Below are 25,060 nucleotides of genomic sequence, written 5' to 3'. Positions count from 1 at the left end.
GCCTCATGTCACACAGTCTGGCTGGCGCACTCCACCCTTCAACCTCGTTGTTTGTTTTTGTTCATAGATCCGACATAGAGAGCATCTATTGACATGGTCGCGTTCACCCCGCCAGAGTCTTCACCGCCAGGCTGACCGACCCACGGACCCAGGAGCGTTCTCTCATGCCTGAAATCCCCGCAGTATCACGGCGTTTGGTTCTGGGAGGAGCAGCGGCTGCAGGCGCTATCGCCACTGTCGGCTTCGGTGCCGCCGCATCTGCTACACCCCACGCCGCCGCAGAGGTCCCTGCCTCCGATCCGCGCCGTCGCGCCGGCCAGACCTCCATGGTCAACACGCCGTACGACGAGTACAGAACTGTCCGGGTCGCCACCATCGGCCTCGGCAACCGCGGCTTCGGCATGACCAAGGGCTGGTCCATCGTGCCCGGAGCGCAGGTCACCGCTGTCTGTGACATCCGTGCCGACCGTGCGAAGCGCCTCGCGGACGAGCTGGTCAAGGCGGGCAAGCCCCGTCCGGCCGAGTACGGCGGCTCCGACGATTCGTTCGCCCAGATGCTGCTGCGCGATGACATCGACCTCGTCTACATCGCCACGCCGTGGGAGTTCCACTACGAGCAGGGCAAGGCTGCGCTGCTGGCCGGCAAGCACGTCATCGTCGAACTGCCCATCGCCACCGGGCTCGACGAACTGTGGGACTTGGTTGACACCTCAGAGGTGACCCGGCGTCATCTGATGCTCGCGGAGAACTGCAGCTACGGCCGCAATGAGCTGGCGATGCTGAAAATGGCGCACGAGGGCCTGTTCGGCGACATTACCAACGGGCACGGCGGCTATCTGCACGACCTGCGCTCCCTGCTGTTCTCCAACACGTACTACACCGACTCCTGGCGCCGCCTCTGGCACACACGCAGCACCGCTTCCTTCTACGCCATGCACGGTTTGGCACCGATCGCGGCGGCCATGGACATCAACCGCGGCGACCGCATGACGACGCTGAGAGCCACCGCGACCGAGCCGAAGGGGCTGGCGGACTACCGCGAGCGCTTCATTCCGAAGTCGCACCCTGCGTGGCAGGAGACGTACGTCAACGGCGACCTGGTCACCTGCCTCATCGACACAGACAAGGGGCGGGTCATCCGGGCCGAGCACGACGTGAGCTCACCGCGCCCGTACAGCCGGATAAACACCCTCGCAGGCAGCCGCGGCATCTTCGAGGACTACGCGGGAGTCATGGCAACCGGCGGCGGCCGCATCTACGTCGAGCCCGATCACAGCGGCCACTCCTGGCGAGCGTTCGACACCTACCGCAAGGAGTTCGACCACTGGCTGTGGAAGAAGATCGGTGACGACGCAGCGAACAACGGCGGCCACGGAGGCATGGACTACGTCCTGCAGTGGCGCACCATCCAGCTGATGCGGGCCGGCCTGGTACCCGACATCGACGTGTACGACTCCGCCACCTGGTGCGCGCCCGTACCCCTGAGCGTCAAGTCCCTTGCCGCGGGCGGCCGTCCGGTCAAGGTCCCGGACTTCACCCGCGGCTCCTGGGTCAATCTGCGCACAGGCTTGGACTCTCGTTCGTCCGAGATGCCACCGGTCGCCTGATTAACCGCACTCTAGAGAAAGAGACAAGCAGTGAGACTAGCCCGACTGAACACCGCTCTCAGAGCCATCGCTACGGCAGGGGTGATGCTGCTTGTCCCCACGCAAGCGTCAGCCGCCGAACCCGAGCCGGCGCCCGCCGCCGCGCAAACGGAAGTGACCATAGCCCCGGTCGACCTCCAGGGGCCGGCCATCTCGGCGGTGAAGGTGACTGTCAGGAACGTCGGTCCCGACCGGATGCGGTCGCTGAAGGTGTCGTTCGCCGGACCGGTGGGCTGGGCTGTACAGCCCGCCGAACGCAGTGTGGATGGCACCTTGGCTCCTGAGGAGGCCGTAGACACGGATTTCATGATCCAGGTGCCTGAACAGCGGTCGGGGTTCACCGTCCGGACGTTCGCCGCGACCGCGTCGTACAAGGGGGGTGACGGAGCAGGCTTTGCCACCGCTACCCGTTCCCAGCGCTCGGGCGACCCCGTGGCCAATCTCAAAGCCGCCTACAACGGTGTCGCGATCACCGACGAGACCAATACCGCGCCGGGTAACTACGATGGCTCGGGCAACAGCTTCTCTGCCCAGAAGCTTGCGGTCGTCGGGCTGACCCGCGGTGCGTCGGTGACCGCCCTTGGCGCGAAACTGGCCTGGCCCGACGTGCCCAGCGGCACCAAAAACAACGTGTCGAGTGCAGGACAGGCCGTAGCCCTGAGCGGCCAGGGAAGCAAGCTCGTCTTCCTGGGGTCCGGTGTTGGAAGCAGCGCAACCGGAAGTGCCACCGTGTACTACAAGGACGGCACCTCCACCAAGGGTTCGTTCGGCTTCCCCAACTGGGGGTTCGACCCCGCGAATGCCCACGGCGCAACGCTGGTCGCGTCCTCCGACGGCCGCAACCGCCCAAGTGGATACGGAAACGCGGGCATCGCCTACCGCGTGTTTGCTCATTCGATTCCGCTCGACGCGACCAAGGACGTCGAGTTCGTGGTCCTGCCGAGCAACGGCAACATCCACCTCTTCGACATGGCCATCGCTCCCTGATGCCGATCGCATCATGACCTCGTAGGAGAGAGCTGCCCCTGGACTTCGTCGGCGGGGCAGCTTCGCCTGCATCTAGTGCCGTATCAAGCAACGTTTGCCTTGTCGTGAGGGACGACTCGCTGCGCACCAGTCAAAGCGGTGCAGCTGAGGAGCGTCGAAACGGCTAGAGGGAGACACGTTGTCGACGGTCGGCTAGCTGAGCGACCGGATTATGGTGCCGCTGGTTTGTCAGTGGGCGGCCGTACGCTCAGCCCGTGAATATTGATGATCTTAAGTGGCAGTCACGGGGTCTCGGTGGCTACCCGCCCGTGTTGGTGGACCTGTTGGTAGAGCAGGGGCACGTGGAGCTGCTGGTCCGGGCAGCTTCAAGGGGAGCGTGGTCCTGCGCGAGGGCGGCAGGGCGCGAGCTGTGCAGGATAGCGGAGTTCGAGCGGGCTCTGGGCGTACTGGAGCCGTTTGTCGAGCTTGGCTGGGAGCCAGCACGCTGGGCGGTTGCCGACATCATGGTGCAAGCGGGACGGGTACAGCAGGCGCTGGACTGGGGCCGCCCGGACGATACGGGGCTGGCGTCGGAGCACGTGTGCCGCGACTTCGCGGAGCTGCTGGTCAAGGCGGGGCAGGTGGATGAAGCGATCGCCGTTCTCACCCCGCATCTGGACCGGGGATGGCTGCTGTCCGTCCTGGTCGAGCTGACCGAGGGACGCAACCGGGACGAGCGGGTTATTGAACTGCTCGCACCGAAGGCCGAGCGGGCCCGTAGCGCCCGCGGTGAGGAACGATGGAACCTCGAGGTCAGTAATGCGCAGGACCTTCAGGCCCAGGTCCTGGAACGCGCGGGCCGCGTCGACGAGGCCGTCCGGGTACTCGGGGCAGACATAGCCGCTGGCCGCTTCCTGGTCGGGAACACGCTTACCGCCTATGCCGAGCTCCTCCAGCGCAACGGTCGCATAGATGAACTGCGCGAACTGGGCATGGGGGAGCACGCGCATGTCGGCTTGCCGTACTACGCCAGGGCCCTCGAAGACCGCGGCCTGGCCGACGAGGCGGAGACCGTCCTGCGACGCTTCATTGCGGCCGACGAGTGGGACCGCTTCCGCTGGCCATTGATCGAACTGCTGGGGCGCCAGGGCCGGATCGAGGAAGCCGTCGAGGTGGGACGACCCACGTTCGACCAGCACGACGCCTGCCTTCTCGAAAGCGTCATCCACCTTCTTGCCGAGGCCGGGCGTTTCGATGACGCCCTAGCCATCCTGGACGAGCGCGATGCCGAGTACATCGACGAGCACTCATCCTGGTTCCACACGAACCGGATAGGGCTGCTGGGCGAGGCAGGCCGGTACGAGGAAGCTCTCGCCTACGCCAAGACCCTGCCGACGGACCTGTACGGACTGACATCCAGCACCGCGTGGATCCTGGAGCAGTCAGGACGCGTCGAAGAGGCTCTCGGCCTGCTCCGGGCAGATGCCGATGTGGCGGCGTGGGAGGTGGCCGCGCTCCTCATCAAACACGGACGTGCAGAGGAAGCGATGGACAGCATGCCCTCTATCGCCGATCTCCGCGCAGCCAGTCGGTGGGGGTAGACGAAACCGTTCTGCTCTTGGACCTGGCACAGCGGCGAGATCCTATGTGGATGTCAGAGCGTGTAAAAGTTCGCGAAATCGATGACGATGAGGGCACGCGGTTACTGCGGATAACCCGCAGGGGCATCGGGTCGGTGGTGACCTGGCGGCGGGCCCAGATGGTGCTGCTGTCCGCGCAGGGGGTGCCGGTAGCGAGGATCGCCGCGGTGTCGTTTACCAGTGACGACCGGGTTCGGGACGTGATCCACAACTTCAATACCGACGGTTTCGACTCGCTCTACCCCAAATACAGGGGCGGCCCGCCCAGGACGTTCACGCTGGCCGAACGGCGCGAGATCAAGAAGATCGCCAAGTCCAAGCCGACCGAGCATGACCTGCCGTTCTCGACCTGGAGTCTGACCAAGCTGGCGGACTTCCTGGTCGCCGAGGGGGTGGTCGGCGGCATCAGCCACGAGGGCCTGCGCATCATGCTCCGCGAGGAAGGCGTCTCTTTCCAACGCTTGAAGACCTGGAAGACGTCCAGCGACCCCGACTACTCGGCCAAGAAGGCCCTCGTTGAGCACCTCTACGCGATCGCCGACGGAGATGTCATGCCGGAGGGCGGTGAGCCCGACGTCGTCTTTTGCCTGGACGAGTTCGGCCCGCTCAACCTGATGCCGCACCCGGGCCGGCAATGGGCTGAACGCGGCGGCAATCACAAGGACCCCGACCGCGAACCGCGCCGACGGCGGCGGGCAACCTACAACCGCTACGGCGGAGTGCGGCACCTGTTCGCCGCCCTGGACCTGGCCAAGAACAAGCTCTACGGCCACATCAAGCCGATCAAGCGTCGCACCCAGTTCCTGGAGTTCTGCCGCTACCTCCGCGCGCTCTATCCCTCGACGGTTCGGATCGCGATCGTCTGCGACAACTTCTCCTTCTCCCCGCACCTGACTACCAAGAGATGCCAACGCGTTGCAATCTGGGCCGCGGCGAACAACGTCGAGATCGCCTACACCCCTACCGACAGCTCCTGGCTGAACCGCATCGAAGCCCAGTTCACCGCCCTGCGCTACTTCACCCTCGACGGCACCGACCACGCGGACCACAAGGAACAGGGCAGCATGATCCGCCGCTACATCATCTGGCGAAACGGCCACGCCAGCGACCGGCGCCTACGCGCCATCGTCAGCAGGGCAAACGTTGCTTGATACGGCACTAGCGGAGGTGAGCATCACCGGCAAGATCACCGGGAATACGGGATGGATCAGCAGGGCGCTGCGGCCGTCGCGCGGTTCCGTGGGCCAACCACAGCTCAGACGGCCAAGACCTTGATGCCCACCTCTGTCAGGCTGGCCGCCATGTCGTGGGGGAGCGCCGAATCGGTCACCAACACATCGACGCGGTCAAGTCCGCAGATCCTTGCGAAGGCGCGCTTGCCCATCTTGGACGAGTCGGTGACCACGACAACGCTGCGTGCCCGCTCGGCGAATAGCCGACTGATGTTTGCCTCGTCCTCTTGGTGGGCCATCAGGCCCAACTGCCTGTCGACGCCGTCGACACCGAGGACGGCGATGTCGAGCACGACCTCGTTCAGCACGCCCACGGTCAGCGGGCCGACCAGCTCGTACGTCTGGGGTCGGGCTACGCCGCCGGTCACCACGATCTTGATCTGAGGGCGTACGGCGAGTTCACCGGCGATGTTGAGGGCGTTGGTGACAACGGTAAGCGCGGGGACACAGGTCTGCGGGGAGTCCCGCTGGCCACTATTGCCTGTGCGTAGCGCCAGCGCCCTTGCTACCTCGGTCGTGGTCGTGCCCCCGTTGAGACCCACGACCTCACCCGCGCCGACCAACTCGGCTACGGCCGCAGCGATGCGCTGTTTCTCAGGCGCATGCTGCGAGGACTTATAGCGAAGCGGCAGTTCGTAGGAGACGCCGTGGGCGACGGCTCCGCCCCGTGTGCGTACGAGCATCTGCTGATCGGCGAGCTCGTCGAGATCCCGACGGATGGTCGCGGGCGAGACCTCGAGCGTTGTTGCGGCCTCCTCGACCTCCAGTCTGCCCTCGGCGGCCAGCAACTCCAGTAGTTTGCTCCACCGCTCGTGCTTGGACATGTGTCGGGCTCCTTGGGTCGTTCTGAGCTTTCGATGAGCATGCGCGCATCTGATCGTAGTCCTGCCTCTTGACTTAGTTGTCTGCACTGCTGTTGCTCCACACGTAGCAAACATTCGTAAAGCGGGCGGATCGTAAGTTGATGTCCGATCCGGACTTGGTTACTGCTTCTTACTGAAGGTGCCGGGCTCAGCCTCGGTGAGGATTCCTAGTGTGACCAGGCGTTTCATCTTGGCTCGGATGTGTTCGAAGTGTTTCGGCAGGAGCTCGAAGTCGAGGGCCTGGCAGATGTGGCGGGCCCTCTGGGGCCGGTGGCGCCGTTGAAGACGGCGCGGATGCGCGGGTAGTCCGGGTGCTCGGGCAGCTCCAGACTTCCTGACAGGTCGGGGCGCTGGACCGGGATTCGATCGGCGAGGCCGGTGATGGGCGTGCGGGTGATGGCGAGGTGTTCCAGACGCAGTTCGGCCTCGCGGAGTTGGGTCTGAAGGGTGTCGATCTGGGTGCGGAGATCGTCGGTCAGCGCCCGGGCTGCCTCTTCCTGAAGGAGGGTGGAGGTTCACGCGCTGACCACCTGCGGATCGCGCCAGGTGAGCGTGGTCGTGTCGTGAGCCGACGGGCCATGACGTGGGTTATGGCTCAGTAGACGCGTGAGGTGGAGGAGGCCGGGTGGTGTTCGTAGTCGCGGACCGGGCGCCGGTGCAGTATCAGGGTCCCGAACGTCTGCTCCACCCGCCACCGTTTCGGCTGCGGAACGAATCCTCGCTCCTCGGGGTTGCGCCGGAGGATCTCGACGTCGATGCCGAGGGCGTCCCCGTGCGTGACGACCTGGTTCTTGAAGCCCTGTCGCCCAAGGCCTTGCTGACCGAGCCGCCGGCTGCGACGGCAACCTGGTCGAGCAGAGCGATGCCGGCGGTGTTGTCTTGGACACTCGCGGCCACCACGGTGACAGCGATGACCAGGCCAAGGACGTCCTCGGCCAGTCCTCGCTTGCGGCCGGGCACCCGTTTCGCGGCGTCTTTGCCCGTCGTGACCGCGGGGACCTCAGTGGCCGCTCGGACACTCTGAGTGTCCAGGATCACCAGGGTCGGGTCCTCTAACCGCCGGCTCCTCTCCCGCACCTGGCAGTGCAGGAGTTCATGGATCTGCTGGTCGGGCCATCCTCCCGCCAGGCAGCGAAGTAGTAGAAGTAGTACGTCGCGCTCTTCGGCGGCAGGTCGTTCGGCAACAGGGTCCACTGGCAGCCGGTCCGGGACTGGTAGAGGATCGAATTCACGATCTCCCTCGTCGGATAGCGGCCTGGTCGCCGCTCACGGAACGGTGCCGGTTCTTCCAAGCCTCCAGACCTGCCGCGCTTGCGGACGCCGGAAGCGTGGCTGACCGTCCCCGTCCTGGTGCCAGGCCGCTTGATCCTGCTCCGGGAAACACGGAATAAGTGCCGTAAAGCATGCTGCATAAGGCAGCGATCGGGGAGTCCTTTGTTTCAAGCGCGGCCGAGACGAAAGGTCGGCGGCGAGGCACCTTGCGCAATGCAAAGTCACTGGCGTTGGCCCTAGGCCAAAAGAACCAGGACCACACCGCCTGCAGGCCGAGGTCCTGCCGCTCCTGGCTGCGTAGAGTCGGGAGAATGGCAATGAACGACGAAAGCCCGCAGGACTCCAAAGCTCAGCTGGACCTGGACGCCTATCTCGCCCGGATCGGCTGGACCGGGGAGCGACGGGCGGACGCCGTGACGCTCCAGTCGCTGCACCGTGCCCATCTATACGGCATCCCCTTCGAAAACCTGGAATCGATCGGTGGTTCGGCCCCTTCACTCGCGCTGCCAGACCTTGAGGCGAAGCTAGTCCGTGGCGGCCGGGGCGGCTACTGCTACGAGCACAACACGCTGCTGGCCGCCGTCCTCGACGTCTTCGGCTTCCGCATCACGCTCCTGAACGCGCGGGTCCTGCTAGGCGCCCGCGGCGCTAGCAGGCCCCGAACACACATGCTGCTGCTCGTCGACGTGCCTGGCGAGCCGGTCCCGTACCTGGCAGATGTCGGCTTCGGCTCCGACGGAGCCCTGCTCGAAGCGATCCCCCTGGTCGCGAACACCGAGTTCCAGGCCGCGAACCGCCGTCACCGCCTGGTCCACCGGCCGCACCGCGGGCCGCTGGAGCTGTGGGTACTCCAGGCGCGCGAGGACGACGAGTGGACCGATCAGTACGCGTTCACCCTGGAGCCGTTCGAGGCGCCGGACTTCGAGGTCATCAACTGGCACATCGCGACCAACCCTCGTTCCCCGTTCTCCCACCTCCTGTATGTCCAGCGCGCGACACCGGACGGCCATCTCGCGCTCAGCGGCCGCCAGCTCGTCGAGACCTGCGCGGACGGCTCCCGCAAGGAGCGGGAGCTCTCCGGCAGCGAAGAGCTCACCCGCGTGCTGACCGTCGAGTTCGGCATCTCGGTACCGGATGGCATGCCTCTCTAGTGTTCTGAGTCAGGAATTTCTTCCATGGCGCGGACGGGGCGGCCAAAGGCCGAGTTGTCACTGTCGGACGGGGAACAGGTTGCACTCGATGAGTGGGTGCGGCAACGTCCCGGCGGCTCTGCGGTCCGGATCATCTTGGCCTGCGCGAAGGGTGCCTCGAACAAGGATGTAGCTGCTCGACTCGGTTCCACACTTCATGCGGTGGGGCGCTGGCGGGCCCGGTTCGTGCAGCCGGATTACCGGTCTGGGTGAAATGCCACGTCCGGGCGGCCCCAGGACTGTGACGGACGAGCAGGTCGCCGACGTGGTCGCCCGGACGCTGCAATCCACACCGAAGAACGCAACGCATTGGTCGACGCGGTCGATGGCTAAAGAGTTGGGCCTCTCGCAGTCGTCGGGGTCACGGATCTGGCGGGCATTCGGCCTCCAGCCGCACCGGTCGGAGACCTTCAAACTGTCCACTAATCCGCACATCGTAGGGTTGAGAACTGTGACCGAACGCTGAGCGCGCAGCACCGTACGAATACAATGAGGTTCTGTTGCATCTCGTAATTCCCCAGTTCTAGCACCTTGCCCACACTGGTCGTGGTGAGCGGGCCACCGGGGACCGGCAAGACGGCCCTGGCCCGGGAGGTCGCAAAGCGACTGGGATGTCCCGCACTCATCCGGGACGAGATCAAGCAGGGCATGGTTGCTGGCCACGCCCGGCCACCACATCGGCGGTGACGATCCCCTCGACTACCGGATGCTGGACGTCTTCTTCAAGGTATTGACCGCGTTGCTGACGGCAGGGACGACTACGGTCGCCGAGGCCGCGTTCCAGGACCAGCTGTGAAAGCGCGGACTGCTCCTTGACCGCACTGTCGCAGATCCGGGTTGTGCGCTGCATCACACCGTCGGTCGTCGCCCGCGACCGTATCGTCCGGCGTGCCGAGGACCCGGCCTATCGGGCCGCCCACGCCGACCAGGAGCTTCTCGACGCGATCGCCTCCGGACGATTCTCCTACACGAAGTTCAAGCCCATCTCGCTCGACATGCCGACGCTGACGGTGAACACGTCGAACGGGTACCGGCCTAGCCTGGACGACATCAAGGCGTTCCTCAGAGGCACTGCGCAACTGACCGCCGACTGACGCCGATCAGCGCCTACGAAAATCTTGGAATACCCGTTCGCTGTACAGACCAGTCACTTGAGTCGGGTGGCGGGCTTCCAGAGGGGGTGATTCCGGACGTGGTGCTGATCCCCGCGCTGGCCACGATGTTGCGAGTGACCGCGGTCACGATCACCTTGCGCATGTGAGCCGAACGGCGCGAACTCGCAAACGGACCGCACGGCGACGGGGCTCCTCCGCACCTCCCTTCCAATGAACCTCCGACGTCTTCACACCGTTCCTGGACGGTGCTGATGCGGTGCTCTTGTTGGATCTGGTGGCTAGGTCGTGTCCGATGGGTCGCGTGACGCTCCCGTTGGGCACTCGTTTTGTGGGACATGGGGCGGGGAGGTCTGTCGGATGAAGAGTGGGTTCGGCTGGAGCCGCACTTGCCGACGAATCGCGGGCGGGGCGGACGCTGGCGATCCCACCGTCGTGTGATCAACGGGATTCTGTTCCTGCAGCGGACCGGTCTCCCCTGGAGGGACCTGCCTCCGTGCTTCGGTGGCTTGAAGACGGTCCACGACCGTCATCGCAGGTGGTCGGCGGACGGCACGTGGGAGAGGATCCTGCGGGCCGTCCAGGCCGACGCCGATGCCGAGGGCCGGATCGACTGGAGCATGGTCAGCGTCAATTCCACGACCTGCCGCGCTCATCAGCACGCGGCCGGCGCCTCCACCCGCGCCCCGAAAATCCCGGGTCGGCGCAGGAGCCCGGCGCGTCACCGGCCCGATGAGGCCCTGGGGCGCTCGCGAGGCGGGCTCACGAGCAAGATCCACCTTGCCGGGGAAGGTGGATGTCGCCCGCTCGGGTTTGTCATCACGCCCGGCCAGTTGGGGGACGCACCGCAGATGATTCCCGTCCTGGAAGAGATCCGTGTGCCCCGGCAGGCTGGTGGACGACCGCGCACTCGGCCCGACCATGTCGGGGGAGATAAGGCGTACTCATCACGCCGTAATCGGCGTCACCTGCGCAGACGCCAGATCAAACACACCATCCCCGAACCGAGAGGCCAGCGGGCCAACCGGCGGCGCCGCGGCAGCCAAGGAGGTCGGCCCACAGTCTTCGACAAGACGATCTACCGCCGCCGGACCATCAACCGGCTCAAGAACTTCCGAGCCGTCGCCACGCGCTTCGACAAACGGGCGTACGCCCACGGGACGGTCACCGTGGCCGCGATCCGGCTATGGCTCCGTCCGCAGTGAAACGCCCCGTTCAGGGCTTATCGGCAGCCGGGTAGTGGGCACAGTTCGCTGAGCGCGCGCGTCGACAGCCCTGACGTCCCAAGATGAGCTGTCGAACTCGGTCTACCAGGGTGAGCGGGTGTCGCGGCGTGCTTCCGGGGTCTGCTCGGGCAGAGCGCTGTCTTGATCGGTGCGCAGCAGCATGCCCGGGTCGGGTTCGAAGTCCTCATTGGGCGGTGCCGGCTGGTGGAAACGCTCGGTGCGCGGAATGGTGACTTCCACCAGCTGGCCCTCCTGGAACATCCATAGCCCGAAGCAGTCGTCGTCCTGGTCGCGAAGCAGAACTTGCACCGTATGCGGATGCGGCCACGGCAGCGACTCCAGGTGCCTGAGCAGGCCCTTGCGGGCACGCACTTTCTCGAACTCCAGGGCCCACCCGAACTCGTAGCCCCAGTGCCCCGCGATCGGGACGAAGCGGCCTCGCCACGTGCGTTCCGGGTCGTCCTGGGTCAGCGGTTCCATCACCTCGGCCGACCAGCGGGCGAGCACGATGACCTCGGCGTCTCTACTCATGCCGGAGTATCACCGCATCCGCCTATTCCACCGCAACCCAATTCCTCAACCGACCGACGCAGGCAAGGGCGGGCGGATTGGCGACGAGCTCTCAGTGCTGCGAGCCCGACGACGGCGCCTCCGGAGAAGCTCACCTGCGCCTACGCCACGGCCCTGATCAGCTCACACGACCCACCGGACAGCCCCTAGTGGCGTTCCGGGACAGAGCGAAGCCGAGGACGAAGATCCTTTGGCGTTCGACGCCGTAGGCGATCATGCGGCGGTTCCAGAGGTTGAGGTCGAACTCGCCGTGCACGGACTCGGACTCGCTGCGGCAGGAATAGACGAGCTGGTGGGAGCGTCTTCTGGGGGATCTGCTGGAGGTGTTCGGCGCGATGGAAGCCTCGTTCGTGGTCACTTGCGATCCTTCGGCCGGTTGAGGCGTCGCGCAGGGCGCGGCCCGCGGTGGCGGTAGTGATGCCGACAAGCACCGGTACTCGTGGTCGTCGTGCCGGCAGGGGATTTTGAGGACGTGGCACCAGCGGTTCTTGGTGACGCCGATGCTTGGTTCGAGTCGCATGATCGGTACGGGCTGGAGAACGCAGGTTTCGTCGTCGATGCGGACGCTCTCGGCGATGCGGCCCTGATCGCACCACAACTCGTGTCCGCTGCGGCAGGGGGTGATGCGTTCGTAGACGACCGGATTGATGGATCCGTGCTGTTTGTTGATCACGAGGAGTTCGTGCCGGGCGAGTGCGTCACGGTGGAAGCCTCGCAGGGGCGCCGTCGTAAACGACGCCCTGGAGTGGGGCAGGGCGGTCTTGAGGTGAGTGAACTGGCGGACTACGACAGCTGCCTCGACCTCGTACGCGCCGCCCGCCACATGCGAAAAAGGCAAGGATGACGCGGCTCCCGGCGCCCCGGATGACAGGACCGGCCCGATGCGGGATCAGCAAGGAGGAGGAAGGTCGGCAAGCTCGGTAGAGTTCTCAAGGTATACGGGAGGAGTTGAATCGGATGCCTACGGCGGCCAAGAGATCTGTAGCAAAGGGTCCGCACGTACTGCGTCAGATGAACGTCGCCGCTGTCCTCATGGCGCTGCGCGAGGCCGGTGAGGCTACTGCTGATGTCAGCGGCCTTGCCGGCGCAACCGGGCTCTCGCGACCTGCTGTGAGAAGGGCACTTGCCGATCTGCGGGATCGGGGCTTGGTTGAGTTCCGAGGCAAGGAGTCTGGTCAGGCGCAGCCAGGGCGGCCCGCGCAGCATGTCAGGTTTCGTGCCAAGTGTGGCCACGTCGCCGGAATCGACATCGGCCCTCACAAAGTGCTCGTGGCGATTGCTGACCTGCTGGGTACAGTCGTGACCGTGCGACGCTCTCTGGTAGCTGGTTCTGCGGACGGCTCGCAGATCTTCGCAATTCTCCGGGAGACGCTCAGCGCAGCGGCTGCTGATGCCGGCATTCCCCTCGGTGAGCTGTGGGCTGTGAGCGTCGGAACTCCGGGGATCGTGGACCGTCAGCGAAGCAAGGTGCTGCTAGCACCGAGTATTCCTGGATGGGCCGGGCTTCCTGCCATGAAGATGCTCGAAGACCTCCTTCCGTGCCCGGTGTTCATAGACAATGACGTCAACCTTGCGTCGATCGCTGAGCGCCAGCGCGGGGCCGCTGCGGCGACTGACAGTGACAGCATGGTGTTCGTGCAGTGGGGCAGACGGATCGGCTGCGGAATCTTTATCGATGGCACGGCCTACCGCGGCCATGCGGCGGCAGCCGGGGAGCTTGGCTTCATCGACCTGTCGTCCGATCCTGATTCTGTTCCAGGGCCACGGAGAGGTGATGGCGCTGGACCGTTCGAGCAGCTCGTAGGAGCCAAGGCTATCCATCACCTGGCCTTGACCGCGGGCGCTCCGACTGGCGATGAGGATGACGTAGCTCCGCTGTTCGAGGCTGCGGCGGCAGGCGAGGAAGTGGCCATCGAGGTAGTGGAGCGTGTAGCCGCCCGTTTCGCCCGGGGTGTTGCCGCTCTGGTGCTGCTGTTCGACCCTGGGTGTGTCGTGATAGGTGGAGGGGTGTCTCGAGCAGGAGAGGTTCTCATGGAGCCCGTTCGCCGATACCTGCGCCTCCATACTTTGGTCCCCGTGGCCGTGCACACTTCAGCACTGGGCGAGGAGGCGGTAATGCTCGGTGCGGTTTGCCATGCCCTCGGCGTTGCGGAGGAGCGCATGCTGGACCCGACCTCGTTGAGTTGAAATCACATGTGTTGCCCGTCAGGTACGAGTACCACCTGCAGAGCTGCTCGGCGCCTCCCAGCACGTGGCTTCCTCAGATCGTGAGCTGCTGGCGCTCGGACGTGACAGCGAGTTTTCGACAGCTGGTGAGGGCCAGCGTGCTGTGCGCCCGCTGGCCCTCACCGAAGACGTTCTGAGCCCTTTCGTCGATCCTTGCGGTGCCGGCAGAGAGTGCGATCAGCTGGGCAGGGTCCACCGCTGATGTGCGGCACCCGTACAGGTGCGGATCAGCAAGAGTGCACTCTCGGGGCTCAGACAAAGCCCTGACTTGACGTTGCGCAGAGTGCTGTCCGGCTGATGCGTCCATGCCTGTGCTGGTGTGCCGTTGCACTGGTAGAGCTGAACGACGGTGCCATCGGCCACGGACCCGTTACGAATGTCCATGCACTTCCCCAACGCCCGCAGGGTGGAATCGCCTGGGGCGGTCCATGTCTGGGCTGCTGTGCCGTTGCACGAGGACAGCTGGAGGGCTGTTCCGTTCGCCGAGCTGCCGCCTGTGACGTCGACACATGTGTCGCTGCTACTGGTCAGAGGGCCGGAGGGGGGCAATGCCGGGAGCGCATCGCGCACCTTGGTGGCGAAGGCGATCGGGTCGCCGGCGGGTTGCACCGGGTAGGTGTTGCGCTGCAGGTTCCAGGCGTTCTCGACGGTGAACCAGTCGATCGCAGTGGGTGCTTGCCCGGTGACCAGTGCGGTGTCCAGCGTGTCGAAGTACTTGGTCCATCTCATGGCGTAGAAGTCTGTTACCAGACCGGACCATTCGCGGTTGGCGTAGTCCCGCAGCCCGCCGGCGTCGCTTCCCGAACGGTGCCCCCAGGTGGTGAGGATGGAGCGGGCGTCGAACTCGGTAGCGGCTTTGTCGGCGTCGCTTTCCCCCCATGACTTTGCGGCCTCGAGCCATGGACCGAGCAGGAATCGGGTATCGCTGGCGAGGAGTGAGTCGAGAAGGGCCAGGTCATCCTTCCACTCGGCTGTCAGCGTGCGGAAGAGAGTGAGGTTCTTGGCGTCGTAGGCGGCCTTGATCTGGGGAAGCAGTATCCGGCTGCGATTGGTCAGGGCTTGGCGGGCGACGTCGACCAGGTCGAAGCGGTAGGCGTCGCTGGTGGTCAATGCAGGTGACACCAGCAGCAGTTCAGTGAGCGCCTTTTGCACTGTGGCGTGGTTGTAGCGCATGGAGCTCGGGCTCCAGCTTGCAGCGGTGCCCGCGGTCAGCCGAGGCCGTGCGGTGAAGAGGCTGTCCTGGGACTCGCTCCAGCTTCCGGAAGGGGTGCTGTACGGTCCGCTGCGCAGCAGTTCCCATGCCTTCGCCGCATGTGGATCCGCACCCCCGTACCGTCGTTCCGCGTAGTCGGCGAACCAGGCTTTCTGGTCGATCGGGCCTTCTCGCCAGGCCAGTTCCATGAATAGCTCGTAGGCAACCGGGTTCCCGCCGGTGCCTTCCGGCATATAGGCGATGCCCTGGAGTGAGCTGTTCGGCTTGCTTCGCCACTGATCGAAACGGCTGGTCCATACGGCCGTGTTCGCCCCGATGGTGGTGTGTCCGCCGAAGTTGGGAATGGTGCCGAAGGCGTAGGGTGCCCCCTGCCACTTGGTCTCGCGGTCGAGGTTCTCGTAGCGATCGGAGAGGCCGTCGACGATGAGGAGTCGACTCTTGTCGACGGCTTCGATGATGGCCTTCGACGGGTTGCTCTGCCAGCCGAGCAGGACCCACGTGGCTCCGGGATGCGCTGTCTGAAGTGAGTTCATCACTTCTGTGGCCGCGTCCCCGACGGGTACGTCTCCTGGCCGGCCGCCTTCGTGCAGGAGATCCATCTTGTACATCGTGGAGTCGCCGAAGATGTCGCGTTGGTGCTGGTAGAAGGAGGAGGCGACGTCGGAGAAGGCCGGGGTGCGGGGATCGAGCCAGTCGGGGCGGTCGAAGCCGACCCAGCGGCCCTGGGGGATCACTCGTCCAGTCGGGTTCTTGGTGGTGAAGTCGGGGGGCACGGTGCCGAAGTAGCCGGGGAGAACGGGGGTGATGCCGAGGGCGCGTAGGCGCTTGACGATCTTGCGGCCCAGGTGGGCGCGCTTGGCGAGGAGGCGTTCGGTGACCGGACCGCCGAAGCCGGACATGTTCTGCATCAGCCACCATGGCTGGTGGGCGGGACCGGGGATCCAGTTGAGCAGTTCTTCCTCGGTGTAGCCGAATTCTTTGAACGTCTCGTAGTAGACGGCGTCCGCGCCCATCTGGACAAAGACTTCGTTGGCACCATGCAGGGCGAGCAGGTCGATCTGCTTCTCGAAATCCGCCCACGAGCGGTAGGCGCCGGAGTAGCCGTCATCCGTGTCGTTCAGAGCGAAGCGGTGCGGGACCGAGGCTTCCTTGTGGATCGCACTGATCGGCGCTGGGAGGGTTGGTGGCAGCTGGGAGGTGCTGTCTCCTGGCCAGCCGATGTCGACCTTCGCAGTGTGCTTGAGGTACCAGCTGACGCCGCTGAGGAGGACGGCCGGGCTGGTTCCCTCGATGCGCACGTTGCCCGCGAGGCCGGAGACTGTGAAGTGGTCCCCAGCGCCTTGCTGGCTGACGGGGACCAGGGTGAACTGCGCGGAGTGATGGGGCAGGAGCCGGTCGAGGGCGGCTCGGGCGGGGCCGGGGGCGAAGGCATTCCCGCCCTCCGGTGCTGCAGCAGCCGGCGTGGTGACGGCGGGGCCTCCCAGCACGGTTGCGACGACAGCCAGTGCCGTCGCCGCGCATGCAAGGGCCCAGGATCTGAAGCTTCTCACGAAGTCAACCATCCAGAGGGGAGTTTGAAACGGATCGTTCATAACTATGAGCGGAAGGAGGTTCGATCCGTCAAGAGGTTCGCCTCCAACTGAGCTGTTCGGCAGTTCCCGTCCCCGCGGAGCTGGCGGTGCGAGGCGTCACGATTCGCTGCAGGGGTCTTGACGTGCGCCACCGGATGCCTCCATGGTCCAGTGGTGTAGTCCAATCTTGTGCGTAACTCTGATGATCTCAGCTGTACTTGCGGTCGGCCGGCTTCGGTCTGACAGGGCACGCGACGGTCAGCGATCCCGAGCGGATGCAGCCCGGTCCCATGGGTTTGGCAACGCTGGGATCGGAGTCTGACAGCAGTGCCAACCGCGTGCTCTGGACTTATGCCGAGGGCGTCGCCCCACGGGGATCCACGTCGGCCTTGATACTTCGGAGGCTGATCGTGGATGCGCACAGCCCGTAAGTGGGCTTGATCCGATTTGGCGGACATTCAGCCCGAGTGCGAGACCGCACTCGAGGCCTGACCACCACACCTATGGGTGTCCGTCAAAGGGAGCGGAACAAGCCCAGCTTGGACGAGTCGCTGACGACCATGACACGGTGGCGCGTTCGGCGAACAATCTGCTCACGTGGGCCTCGTCTTCGTGATGAGCCATGATTCCCAGCGTTGAATCCATTCCGTCGACGCCCAGGACCGCCGCGTCGAATACGACTTCGCCGAAGGACGCCCGTCGTCAGAGGGCCAACCAGCTCGAACATCTGCGGGCGCGCCATTCCACACGTGGTCACGAGTTTGATCTGAGGGCGTATGGCGAGTTCTGCGTCAATGTTGAGCGCGTTGGTCACTGCGGTCGGGGAAGGGGCGGGGCGCCCAGAGCGGACGCGAGCTGATTGCCGCTGGTCCGCAGGGCAAGTGCGCGCGCAGCTTCCGTCGTGGTCGTGCCGCCGTTGAGCCACTCCGCTTCGTCGTCACCGAAGAGGTCTGAGGCTGCGGCGGCGATCCGCTGCTCCTCCGGTGCGTGGCGCGAGGACTTGTAGCGCAGGGGAAGCACGTAGAAGACCCGTGGGCGAGGGCGCTCCCGCGTGTACGGACGAGCAGTGCTTCTACGCCCGCTCGTCCAGATCTCTCCGGATCGTTGCCATGGAGACGTCCAGGGCGGTGGCGGTTTCCTCGCTTTCCAGCTGGCCGTCAGCAGCCAGCAGTTGAAGCAGTGCCCGGCCCACTAGTTGCACGTAGAGCGCAAGATAGTGCTCTTTGGAGCCACTAAGCGAACATCTCTTGACATCGTTGATGTTCCTGCGGGACTGTGCAGGCGCAAGAGCCCCCGCGCCGGGGGCTGACGAACATTTCACCGAAGGTGGTCTTCTCCATGAACAAGCGCATACTCGCGCTCAGCACGGCCTGTGTGGTCAGCATGCTTGCCCTCACCGCGTGCGGCGGTGGCGACAGCGGTTCGTCCGGCGGCAAGGTGACGCTCAAGCTCGTCGCCGCCGACTACGGCGACAAGGCAACGAACAGTTCCGCCGGCTACTGGGAGGACGTGGCGAAGAGATTCACCGCGGCCAATCCCCAGATCCAGGTGGATGTTCAGGTGGTCAACTGGAATGACATCGATGCTCAGGTCAAGACCATGATCCAGAGCGGAAACGTCCCCGACGTCCTGCAGACCGGCGGCTACGCCGAAAAGGTCGCCGACGATCTGCTCTACAAGGCCGAGGACGTACTGTCCGAGCGGACCAAAGCCAACCTCATCGACAGCTTCGCGCAGGCCGGCGAGGTCGACGGCACCCAGTACGGCATCCCCTTCGTCTCCTCGGCCCGGGCTTTCTTCTACAACAAGACCCTCCTGAAGAAGGCCGGCGTGACCGAAGCGCCCAAGAGCTGGGACGACATCACTGCAGCAGCCGAGAAGGTCAAGTCGAAGCTCCCCGGCGTCGTCCCGTACGCGCTGCCCCTCGGTCCCGAAGAGGCGCAGGGCGAGAGCCTGATCTGGGAGCTCGGCAACGGCGGTGGCTACACGGACGACAAGGGCGGGTACACCCTCGACAGCAAGGCCAACATCGAGACCTTCGACTGGCTGAAGACCAACCTCGTAGGCCCGGGACTGACCTACGCCAACCCCGCCACCACCGACCGCAAGACCGCCTTCGCTGACTTCGCCGCGGGGAAGGCGGCCATGCTCAACGGCCACCCGTCGCTGATCCAGATGGCCAAGGATGGCAAGGTCGACTACGGCGTGGCGCCCATCCCTGGCAAGTCCGGAGTCCTCACCTCCACCGTGGGAGTAGCCGACTGGACCATGGCGTTCAAGGACAACGGCCACAAGGAGGAGATCAAGAAGTTCCTCGACTTCGCGTACTCCAAGGAGAACACGCTGAAGTTCGACGAGATGTACAACCTGATGCCGGTTACCAAGGACACGCTGCAGGAGATGCAGACGAACGGCAAGCACAAGGATCTTGAGCCGTTCTTCGGTCTGCTGCCGGGCGCCGTCTTCTACCCGCTGGGCAACACCACCTGGGACGCCGTGTCGGCGGAGATCAAGAAGAAGGGCGGAACCGCGGTGAGCGGCGACGCTGGCCAGGTGCTCGGCGACTTGCAGAAGACGGCCCAGGAAGCGGTCGCGGACAAGTAGTCCACCGCCCCCTGAAGACCGGAAGGTCATCGTGTCTATCGACCATGCAACCTCCGAGGCCCCCTCGCACCGGAGCGTGACCAAAAGCAGGCACTCCGGGATTGCCCGGCTCGGAGCTCTCCCCTGGATCGGCCCTGCCGTCCTGCTCATCGTCCTCGTCGTCGTCTGGCCCGTCTACGAGATGATCCGCACGTCGTTCCTGCGCATCAGCAGCAGTGGATTCGTCCGCGGCTCGGCCGGAACCGACAAGTACCGTCAACTGTTCGACGAGCCGACGCTGCCCTCAGTCCTGCTGGCAACGACTGTGTGGACGCTCGTGGTTGTGTCTCTCACGATGGTGTTGTCGCTGGCTCTCGCCCAGCTGTTCAATCAGAAGTTCCCGGGGCGCCGCGTGACCCGCTGGGCTCTCATCGCCCCCTGGGCGGCGTCGGTGGTGATGACGGCCATCGGCTTCAAATGGATGCTGAACCAGACCGCCGGCGTCCTCAACACGCTGATGACAGACATCGGGCTGATCGACGGCCCCAAGGACTGGCTCGGCACACCCGCCACCGCCTGGCCCTGGATGATGTTCGTGGCCGTCTTCATCTCCCTCCCCTTCACCACATACACCTTGCTGGCCGGTCTGCAGACCGTGCCGGACGAGGTGTACGAGGCGGCCAGGGTCGACGGCAGCGGCCCATGGCAGACCTACTGGAAGATCACGCTGCCGCTGCTCAGGCCTGCATTCCTCGTCGGTGTCGTGATCAATCTGATCAACGTCTTCAACTCCTTCCCAATCATCTGGAGCATGACCCGAGGCGGTCCGGACAGTGACACCGCCACGACCACGGTGTTCATGTACCAGCTCAAAAGCTCCGACATCGGTGAGTCCGCAGCCATGTCCGTCCTCAACTTCGCCCTCGTCATGATCATGGTGGCCGTTTTCCTCAAGGCGAGCCGCTGGAAGGAGGAGGAGAACTGATGGCACAGCCGACCCTCACACGAGCCGCAAAGGTCTCCCCACGCGAGCGCCGTCGGACAACACCGGACGGCACCCGGCCCACGCGCGGACTGCGGCCACGCACTGTGATCATCACAGCCTCGGCCTGGATGCTCGCCGCCGTCTTCCTACTCCCGTATGCGGAGATGATCGTCACCGCGCTGCGGCCGGCCGACGAGCTGCGGGACGCCAACTACCTTCCCAATGATTTCGCCTGGTCGAACTTCGTGAACGTGTGGGGCGACTCGAACTTGGGAGCCAACCTGCGGGTCACCCTGCTCGTGGCAGCGGGATCCACACTTCTGGTGCTCCTCGTCGCTCTGCCTGCCGCCTACTACACGGCGCGCATGAAGTACCGCGGCCGCAGGATCTTTCTGCTGCTGGTACTGATCACCCAGATGTTCCAGCCGACATCCCTGCTGGTCGGCCTTTACCGGCAGTTCTACCAGTTGGACATGCTGAACTCGGTGTGGACCCTCATCCTGTGCAACGCAGCGTTCAACCTTGCGTTCGCCATCTGGATCCTCACCGCGTACATCGGTTCTATCCCGGTCGCCCTCGAGGAGTCCGCGATGATCGACGGCCTGAGCCGCTTCGGGGCGCTCAGGCGAGTCACCCTTCCACTGGCGCTGCCTGGTGTCGTCACGGCGATGATCTTCACCTTCATCGCTGCATGGAACGAGTTCGTCATGGGCCTGACCTTGTCGACGATGCCGCAGAACCAGCCCCTGACCGTAGGCATCAACAGTTTCATCGGCAACTACACCGTCCAGTGGAACTACCTTTTCGCAGGATCGGTCATCGCCATCGTGCCTGTCATCGCCCTCTTCGCTGTCATCGAGCGCAAGGTCGTGTCAGGACTGACGGCAGGCTCCGTCAAGTAGCCAACGCCGTCACTACACATACTGCAACCCTCCCATCAAGGAGTACGTCTCTATGTTCACCAAGGATGGCTCCCGCACATCGGCCGAGATTGCCTCTCAGCCCGACGCCTGGCGGCGCGCGACCGCGTCGGCTGCCTTACTCACGGACGTCTTGCCTCGCCGAGGGGAGCGCGTCGCGGTTGTCGGCTGCGGCACCTCATGGTTTATGGCACTGGCCTACGCGCAGCTCCGCGAGCGCGGCGGGCACGGTGAGACCGACGCCTTCGCCGCCTCGGAGTTTCCCACCGGCCGCGCCTACGATCGCATCCTCGCCATCACCAGGTCCGGAACCACCACCGAGGTCCTCGACCTGCTCGCAGCGGTAAAGGGAACCGTCCGCACCACGGCCGTCACCGCGGATGCCGCCACCCCTGTCAAGGACCTCGCGGACGCCGTCGCCGTACTGGACTACGCCGACGAGGAATCGGTGGTCCAGACCCGTTTCGCCACCACCGCACTCGCTCTTCTTCGCGCTCACCTGGAGAGTGAGGAAGCGCTGCCCCCTGGTGTGCGACCGATGGCAGAGGCAGTCAGCGACGCCGAGAGGGCCGTTGCCGAGCCACTGGACTCCAAGGTGTGCGAAGCAGATCAGGTCACGTTCCTGGGCAAGGGATGGACCTATGGGCTCGCGTTGGAAGCCGGACTGAAGATGCGCGAGGCCGCAGGCGCGTGGACGGAGTCCTACCCGGCCATGGAGTATCGGCACGGCCCGATCAGCATTACCGGACCGGGACGCGTGGCCTGGGTTTTCGGCCCGGCGCCCAAGGGCCTGTCCGACGATGTCGCACGAGTCGGTGGGACCTTCGTCGCCGATTCCGGGGACGTCGCCGGCAGTCTCGACCCCCTGGCCGATCTCATACGGGCGCAGCGACTCGCCGTCCTCCTAGCGACGGTCCGCGGTTACGATCCCGACCGGCCCCGAAATCTCACCCGCTCCGTGATTCTCGGTACCAGCGATGCCTGATATCCCTGCCGCGTCGGACTGCGTGATCGCGCTCGATGTCGGTGGCACCGGCATGAAGGGCGCGATCCTGGACCGTGCGCTCACGCCGCTGGCCACGCTACGGCGCCCGACTTTGCGGGCCTTGGGGCCGGACATGGTGATCGACGCTATCGCGGTCGCGCTGCTCGAGCTGCGACAGCAGGCTGAGCAACGGGGACTCACCGTGCGTTCCACGGGAGTTGTGGTGCCGGGGATCGTCGAAGAGGCTTCGGGAAACGTCGTCTTCTCCGCCAATCTCGGATGGTCCGGACTTCCCCTGGCGGCGCTGCTCGAAGAATCCACTGGGCTACCCGTCACACTTGGACACGACGTGCGCGCCGGCGGGACAGCCGAATGGCGCGTCGGGGCTGCTCGGGGCGTGCTGGATGCACTCTTCGTCCCCGTCGGAACGGGAATCGCGGCCGCGGTCCTGTGCGGCGGTCGGCTGGTACGCGGCCTCGGCGATGCGGGCGAGCTTGGTCACGTCGTGGTGGAACCGGACGGAGCCCCATGTGCCTGCGGCGCCCAGGGCTGTCTGGAGACCATCGCTTCCGCCGCGGCCATCGAGGCAGCGTATGCCGAGCGCTCCGGCCGGCCTGTTGACGGAGCCGCCGAAGTAGCAGGGCTAGTGGCCCGCCGCGATCCCGTGGCCGTGGCTGTTTGGGACCGGGCCGTCGACGCCCTCGCCTCGGCACTCGCCACCTGCAGCACGCTGTTCTCACCCGAGCGAATCGTCATGGGGGGCGGTCTCGCGGATGCCGGCGACCTGCTGATCAAGCCGTTGCGTGCACGCCTGGAGGACCGCCTCACCTTCCAGCGGCGGCCGTCGGTGGTCCGTGCCCGACTGGGTGATCGGGCGGGGTGCCTGGGCGCGGGCATCATCGCGTGGGAATCGGTGGGGTACGAGCCGCATCCCGCCGGCAGGAAGCGCCGCGAGGTGGGAGCGATAGTGCCGTGATCCTGACCGTGACCTTGAACGCGGCGCTCGACGTCACCTACACCGTGGACGACCTGGTCCCCCACGCCTCGCACCGCGTGCTCGCCACTTTCGAGCGGGCGGGCGGCAAGGGCATCAACGTGGCCCGCGTTCTCTCCGCGCTTGGTACACCGGCCATTGTGACCGGACTGGCCGGCGGCCCAACGGGCGGGATGATCCGCGACGACCTCATGTCGTCTGGAATGCGGGACGAACTCGTACCGATCACGGGCGACTCGCGCAGAACCGTCACCATCGTCTCGCGGGCCGACGGTGATGCGACGGTCTTCAACAATCCAGGTCCCCACGCCGATCTCAAGACCTGGGCTGGCTTCGAGATCCGCTTCGCCGAACTCGTCCGCAACGCTCGCATCGTTGTCCTCTCCGGCAGCCTACCGCCGGGACTGCCGACCGACGCCTACGCCCGGCTGATTCGGCTGTCTGCCGACGCGGGCGCCGCAACCGTGCTCGACACCAGCGGTCCGCCGCTGCTCGCGGCGCTCGCCGCCGGCCCTACCGTGGTGAAGCCGAACGCATCCGAGCTCGCAGAAGTGACGGGCGTGGCGGACGTAGTCAAGGCAGCAGGAATCCTGCGCGAGCTCGGGGCGCACGCAGTCGTCGCATCACGCGGCCCCCTGGGCCTGTACACCGTCACCTCAGAGGGTGCCTGGCGGGCCGCTCCCGTTCGCCAGCTTTCGGGGAACCCGACCGGGGCTGGCGACGCATGCGTCGCCGCTCTCGCGCTCGGGCTGCAGTACGGCGTCCCCTGGCCAGACGTATTGCGCGAGGCAGTGGCGCTCTCGGCCGCAGCAGTGCCCTGCCCCGTGGCGGGTGACGTCGCCGTCGACGTCTACGCCGAGTTCCGTACCGAAGTTTCCGTAGAGGAGATACGTGCCACTGACAGCCACTGACCTCATCGTGGGTACCGCCCGTTCGAACAACACAGGGATCGGTGCCTTCAACGTCGTTCAGATCGAGCACGCTCAGGCAATCGTCGCTGGAGCCGAGAGGGCCGGCCTGCCGGTGATCCTCCAGATCAGCGAGAACACGGCCCGCTATCACGGCTCACTCAAACCGATCGGGCTTGCCTCACTGGCCATGGCGCAGGAAGCCACTGTGCCCGTGGCGGTCCATCTCGACCACGCCGAATCTCCCCGACTGGCTCGCGAGGCCGTGGAAATCGGCTTCACCTCAGTGATGTTCGACGCCTCCCGGCTGCCTTACGAAGAGAACGTCTCCGCGACACGCGAGGTCACAGCGCACTGTCACCGTGCGGGCGTCTGGGTGGAGGCGGAACTCGGCGAGATCGGAGGCAAGGACGGCGCCCACGCGCCCGGGGTCCGCACCGATCCGACTGAGGCCCAAGCCTTCGTGGAGGCGACGGGTGTGGATGCCCTAGCCGTGGCAGTCGGCAGCAGCCACGCGATGCTGAGCCGCGACGCGGTCCTCGACTTCGAACTCATCGGGCGGTTGCGAATTGCCGTCGACGTGCCGCTGGTCCTTCACGGTTCCTCGGGTGTTGCTGACACCGATCTTGTGAAGGCAGTTGCTTCAGGCATCACGAAGGTCAACATCTCGACCCATCTGAACAAGATCTTCAGCAGAACGGTACGCGAGCGCCTTGCGGCATCCCCCGAGGCCGCCGATCCGCGCAAGTACCTTGGCCCTGCCCGATCGGCGATCGAGGCCGAGGTCGCCAGGCTGCTCAGAGTGTTGGCCAGCAGCTGAGGTCGCTCTCCCGTTCGCGGGACTCCCTGGGGTGCGACAGAGCGCAAAATGAGCGTACCGGTTGCATGATTTTAATGCTAAAGCAATCTTCCACGCGTCTATCGACACCAATGTGTCATCGCCGCGACAGTCGTTTCT

General features: G+C 65.3%; 26 protein-coding genes and 1 pseudogene. 20 read left to right on the top strand and 7 right to left on the bottom strand.

Annotation, left to right across the window (positions count from 1 at the left end):
• Positions 1-164: 164 nt before the first annotated feature.
• From ACWGO0_RS15620 to ACWGO0_RS15605, 4 genes are all read left to right on the top strand, one after another.
• Positions 165-1,607, top strand: a complete 1,443-nt coding sequence (locus tag ACWGO0_RS15620) for a Gfo/Idh/MocA family protein (protein WP_453533949.1) — start codon at positions 165-167, stop codon at positions 1,605-1,607.
• An 84-nt stretch (positions 1,608-1,691) separates the two neighbouring features.
• The gene (locus tag ACWGO0_RS15615; RefSeq protein WP_453533946.1) at positions 1,692-2,633 is read left to right on the top strand and encodes an NEW3 domain-containing protein; all 942 of its coding nucleotides are present in this window, start codon (positions 1,692-1,694) and stop codon (positions 2,631-2,633) included.
• 254 nt (positions 2,634-2,887) lie between these two features.
• A complete protein-coding gene (locus ACWGO0_RS15610; protein ID WP_453533943.1) occupies positions 2,888-4,213 on the top strand; it encodes a tetratricopeptide repeat protein in 1,326 nt (441 codons plus the stop codon).
• 50 nt (positions 4,214-4,263) lie between these two features.
• On the top strand, positions 4,264-5,403 hold the full coding sequence (locus tag ACWGO0_RS15605; protein ID WP_453533940.1) for an IS630 family transposase: 1,140 nt from the start codon (positions 4,264-4,266) through the stop codon (positions 5,401-5,403).
• A 104-nt stretch (positions 5,404-5,507) separates the two neighbouring features.
• Here ACWGO0_RS15605 and ACWGO0_RS15600 read toward each other — a convergent pair whose 3' ends face one another.
• A complete protein-coding gene (locus ACWGO0_RS15600) occupies positions 5,508-6,308 on the bottom strand; it encodes a DeoR/GlpR family DNA-binding transcription regulator (RefSeq protein WP_453533937.1) in 801 nt (266 codons plus the stop codon).
• Positions 6,309-6,862: 554 nt separating this feature from the next.
• Positions 6,863-7,647, bottom strand: a pseudogene (locus ACWGO0_RS15595) (transposase); the annotation flags it as partial.
• Between the two features lie 283 nt (positions 7,648-7,930).
• Between ACWGO0_RS15595 and ACWGO0_RS15590 the strand changes: the two are divergent.
• The 7 genes from ACWGO0_RS15590 (at position 7,931) to ACWGO0_RS15560 (ending at position 11,126) form a co-directional block, all read left to right on the top strand.
• Positions 7,931-8,770, top strand: coding sequence for an arylamine N-acetyltransferase family protein (locus ACWGO0_RS15590; protein ID WP_453533934.1), 840 nt, complete (start codon positions 7,931-7,933; stop codon positions 8,768-8,770).
• A 24-nt stretch (positions 8,771-8,794) separates the two neighbouring features.
• Positions 8,795-9,022, top strand: a complete 228-nt coding sequence (locus ACWGO0_RS15585; protein ID WP_453533931.1) for a helix-turn-helix domain-containing protein — start codon at positions 8,795-8,797, stop codon at positions 9,020-9,022.
• Positions 8,967-9,275 carry a helix-turn-helix domain-containing protein gene (locus ACWGO0_RS15580; RefSeq protein ID WP_453533928.1) on the top strand — a complete coding sequence of 103 codons (309 nt, stop codon included), beginning with the start codon at positions 8,967-8,969 and terminating at the stop codon, positions 9,273-9,275. The genes ACWGO0_RS15585 and ACWGO0_RS15580 overlap by 56 nt, the downstream gene beginning before the upstream one ends.
• An 80-nt stretch (positions 9,276-9,355) precedes the next feature.
• Positions 9,356-9,496 carry an AAA family ATPase gene (locus ACWGO0_RS15575; RefSeq protein WP_453533925.1) on the top strand — a complete coding sequence of 47 codons (141 nt, stop codon included), beginning with the start codon at positions 9,356-9,358 and terminating at the stop codon, positions 9,494-9,496.
• Positions 9,462-9,605: a hypothetical protein gene (locus ACWGO0_RS15570; protein ID WP_453533922.1), complete on the top strand. Its 144-nt coding sequence runs from the start codon at positions 9,462-9,464 to the stop codon at positions 9,603-9,605. The genes ACWGO0_RS15575 and ACWGO0_RS15570 overlap by 35 nt, the downstream gene beginning before the upstream one ends.
• Positions 9,606-9,621: 16 nt before the next feature.
• Positions 9,622-9,903: a hypothetical protein gene (locus tag ACWGO0_RS15565; protein ID WP_453533919.1), complete on the top strand. Its 282-nt coding sequence runs from the start codon at positions 9,622-9,624 to the stop codon at positions 9,901-9,903.
• Positions 9,904-10,259: 356 nt separating this feature from the next.
• The gene (locus tag ACWGO0_RS15560; protein WP_453533916.1) at positions 10,260-11,126 is read left to right on the top strand and encodes an IS5 family transposase; all 867 of its coding nucleotides are present in this window, start codon (positions 10,260-10,262) and stop codon (positions 11,124-11,126) included.
• Positions 11,127-11,228: 102 nt separating this feature from the next.
• Here ACWGO0_RS15560 and ACWGO0_RS15555 read toward each other — a convergent pair whose 3' ends face one another.
• Positions 11,229-11,678: a hypothetical protein gene (locus tag ACWGO0_RS15555; protein ID WP_453533913.1), complete on the bottom strand. Its 450-nt coding sequence runs from the start codon at positions 11,676-11,678 to the stop codon at positions 11,229-11,231.
• 157 nt (positions 11,679-11,835) lie between these two features.
• Positions 11,836-12,075 (bottom strand): hypothetical protein, encoded by a 240-nt coding sequence (locus ACWGO0_RS15550; RefSeq protein ID WP_453533910.1) that lies wholly within the window; start codon positions 12,073-12,075, stop codon positions 11,836-11,838.
• An 81-nt stretch (positions 12,076-12,156) separates the two neighbouring features.
• On the opposite strand from ACWGO0_RS15550, the gene ACWGO0_RS15545 reads away from it, so the two are divergent.
• On the top strand, positions 12,157-12,561 hold the full coding sequence (locus ACWGO0_RS15545; protein WP_453533907.1) for a hypothetical protein: 405 nt from the start codon (positions 12,157-12,159) through the stop codon (positions 12,559-12,561).
• 167 nt (positions 12,562-12,728) lie between these two features.
• Complete coding sequence (locus ACWGO0_RS15540) at positions 12,729-13,904, top strand: ROK family protein (protein WP_453533904.1); 1,176 nt, start codon at positions 12,729-12,731, stop codon at positions 13,902-13,904.
• Positions 13,905-14,120: 216 nt separating this feature from the next.
• On the opposite strand, the gene ACWGO0_RS15535 is transcribed toward ACWGO0_RS15540, so the two are convergent.
• The 3 genes from ACWGO0_RS15535 to ACWGO0_RS15525 form a co-directional block, all read right to left on the bottom strand.
• Positions 14,121-16,748, bottom strand: coding sequence for an alpha-N-acetylglucosaminidase (locus ACWGO0_RS15535; RefSeq protein ID WP_453533901.1), 2,628 nt, complete (start codon positions 16,746-16,748; stop codon positions 14,121-14,123).
• Positions 16,749-17,537: 789 nt separating this feature from the next.
• On the bottom strand, positions 17,538-17,747 hold the full coding sequence (locus ACWGO0_RS15530) for a hypothetical protein (protein ID WP_453533899.1): 210 nt from the start codon (positions 17,745-17,747) through the stop codon (positions 17,538-17,540).
• Positions 17,748-17,799: 52 nt separating this feature from the next.
• Positions 17,800-17,928 carry a DeoR family transcriptional regulator gene (locus ACWGO0_RS15525; RefSeq protein WP_453533896.1) on the bottom strand — a complete coding sequence of 43 codons (129 nt, stop codon included), beginning with the start codon at positions 17,926-17,928 and terminating at the stop codon, positions 17,800-17,802.
• Between the two features lie 137 nt (positions 17,929-18,065).
• On the opposite strand from ACWGO0_RS15525, the gene ACWGO0_RS15520 reads away from it, so the two are divergent.
• The 7 genes from ACWGO0_RS15520 (at position 18,066) to ACWGO0_RS15490 (ending at position 24,922) form a co-directional block, all read left to right on the top strand.
• Positions 18,066-19,331 carry an extracellular solute-binding protein gene (locus tag ACWGO0_RS15520; RefSeq protein WP_453533893.1) on the top strand — a complete coding sequence of 422 codons (1,266 nt, stop codon included), beginning with the start codon at positions 18,066-18,068 and terminating at the stop codon, positions 19,329-19,331.
• Positions 19,332-19,407: 76 nt separating this feature from the next.
• Positions 19,408-20,295 carry a carbohydrate ABC transporter permease gene (locus ACWGO0_RS15515; RefSeq protein WP_453533890.1) on the top strand — a complete coding sequence of 296 codons (888 nt, stop codon included), beginning with the start codon at positions 19,408-19,410 and terminating at the stop codon, positions 20,293-20,295.
• On the top strand, positions 20,295-21,197 hold the full coding sequence (locus ACWGO0_RS15510; protein ID WP_453533887.1) for a carbohydrate ABC transporter permease: 903 nt from the start codon (positions 20,295-20,297) through the stop codon (positions 21,195-21,197). The genes ACWGO0_RS15515 and ACWGO0_RS15510 overlap by 1 nt, the downstream gene beginning before the upstream one ends.
• 52 nt (positions 21,198-21,249) lie before the next feature.
• Entirely contained in the window at positions 21,250-22,200 is a 951-nt protein-coding gene (locus ACWGO0_RS15505) for an SIS domain-containing protein (RefSeq protein WP_453533884.1), read from the top strand.
• On the top strand, positions 22,193-23,176 hold the full coding sequence (locus ACWGO0_RS15500; protein ID WP_453533881.1) for an ROK family protein: 984 nt from the start codon (positions 22,193-22,195) through the stop codon (positions 23,174-23,176). Before ACWGO0_RS15505 ends, ACWGO0_RS15500 begins: the two co-directional genes overlap by 8 nt.
• Positions 23,173-24,105, top strand: a complete 933-nt coding sequence (locus ACWGO0_RS15495) for a 1-phosphofructokinase family hexose kinase (RefSeq protein ID WP_453533878.1) — start codon at positions 23,173-23,175, stop codon at positions 24,103-24,105. Before ACWGO0_RS15500 ends, ACWGO0_RS15495 begins: the two co-directional genes overlap by 4 nt.
• On the top strand, positions 24,086-24,922 hold the full coding sequence (locus ACWGO0_RS15490; protein ID WP_453533875.1) for a class II fructose-bisphosphate aldolase: 837 nt from the start codon (positions 24,086-24,088) through the stop codon (positions 24,920-24,922). Before ACWGO0_RS15495 ends, ACWGO0_RS15490 begins: the two co-directional genes overlap by 20 nt.
• Positions 24,923-25,060: the final 138 nt, after the last annotated feature.

The organism is Streptomyces sp. NPDC055749, assembly GCF_053617235.1.
Note: the sequence above shows the minus strand (reverse complement) of the source record. Positions and strands in the feature narration are given on the sequence as shown.

Excerpts from the sequence above, each read along its gene's own strand:
- ACWGO0_RS15620 (WP_453533949.1), top strand. The coding sequence starts at position 165 with ATGCCTGAAATCCCCGCAGTATCACGGCGTTTGGTTCTGGGAGGAGCA.
- ACWGO0_RS15615 (WP_453533946.1), top strand. The coding sequence starts at position 1,692 with ATGCTGCTTGTCCCCACGCAAGCGTCAGCCGCCGAACCCGAGCCGGCG.
- ACWGO0_RS15605 (WP_453533940.1), top strand. The coding sequence starts at position 4,264 with ATGTCAGAGCGTGTAAAAGTTCGCGAAATCGATGACGATGAGGGCACG.
- ACWGO0_RS15600 (WP_453533937.1), bottom strand. The coding sequence starts at position 6,308 with ATGTCCAAGCACGAGCGGTGGAGCAAACTACTGGAGTTGCTGGCCGCC.
- ACWGO0_RS15590 (WP_453533934.1), top strand. The coding sequence starts at position 7,931 with ATGGCAATGAACGACGAAAGCCCGCAGGACTCCAAAGCTCAGCTGGAC.
- ACWGO0_RS15585 (WP_453533931.1), top strand. The coding sequence starts at position 8,795 with ATGGCGCGGACGGGGCGGCCAAAGGCCGAGTTGTCACTGTCGGACGGG.
- ACWGO0_RS15580 (WP_453533928.1), top strand. The coding sequence starts at position 8,967 with ATGCGGTGGGGCGCTGGCGGGCCCGGTTCGTGCAGCCGGATTACCGGT.
- ACWGO0_RS15560 (WP_453533916.1), top strand. The coding sequence starts at position 10,260 with ATGGGGCGGGGAGGTCTGTCGGATGAAGAGTGGGTTCGGCTGGAGCCG.
- ACWGO0_RS15555 (WP_453533913.1), bottom strand. The coding sequence starts at position 11,678 with ATGAGTAGAGACGCCGAGGTCATCGTGCTCGCCCGCTGGTCGGCCGAG.
- ACWGO0_RS15540 (WP_453533904.1), top strand. The coding sequence starts at position 12,729 with ATGAACGTCGCCGCTGTCCTCATGGCGCTGCGCGAGGCCGGTGAGGCT.
- ACWGO0_RS15535 (WP_453533901.1), bottom strand. The coding sequence starts at position 16,748 with ATGAACGATCCGTTTCAAACTCCCCTCTGGATGGTTGACTTCGTGAGA.
- ACWGO0_RS15520 (WP_453533893.1), top strand. The coding sequence starts at position 18,066 with ATGAACAAGCGCATACTCGCGCTCAGCACGGCCTGTGTGGTCAGCATG.
- ACWGO0_RS15510 (WP_453533887.1), top strand. The coding sequence starts at position 20,295 with ATGGCACAGCCGACCCTCACACGAGCCGCAAAGGTCTCCCCACGCGAG.
- ACWGO0_RS15505 (WP_453533884.1), top strand. The coding sequence starts at position 21,250 with ATGTTCACCAAGGATGGCTCCCGCACATCGGCCGAGATTGCCTCTCAG.
- ACWGO0_RS15500 (WP_453533881.1), top strand. The coding sequence starts at position 22,193 with ATGCCTGATATCCCTGCCGCGTCGGACTGCGTGATCGCGCTCGATGTC.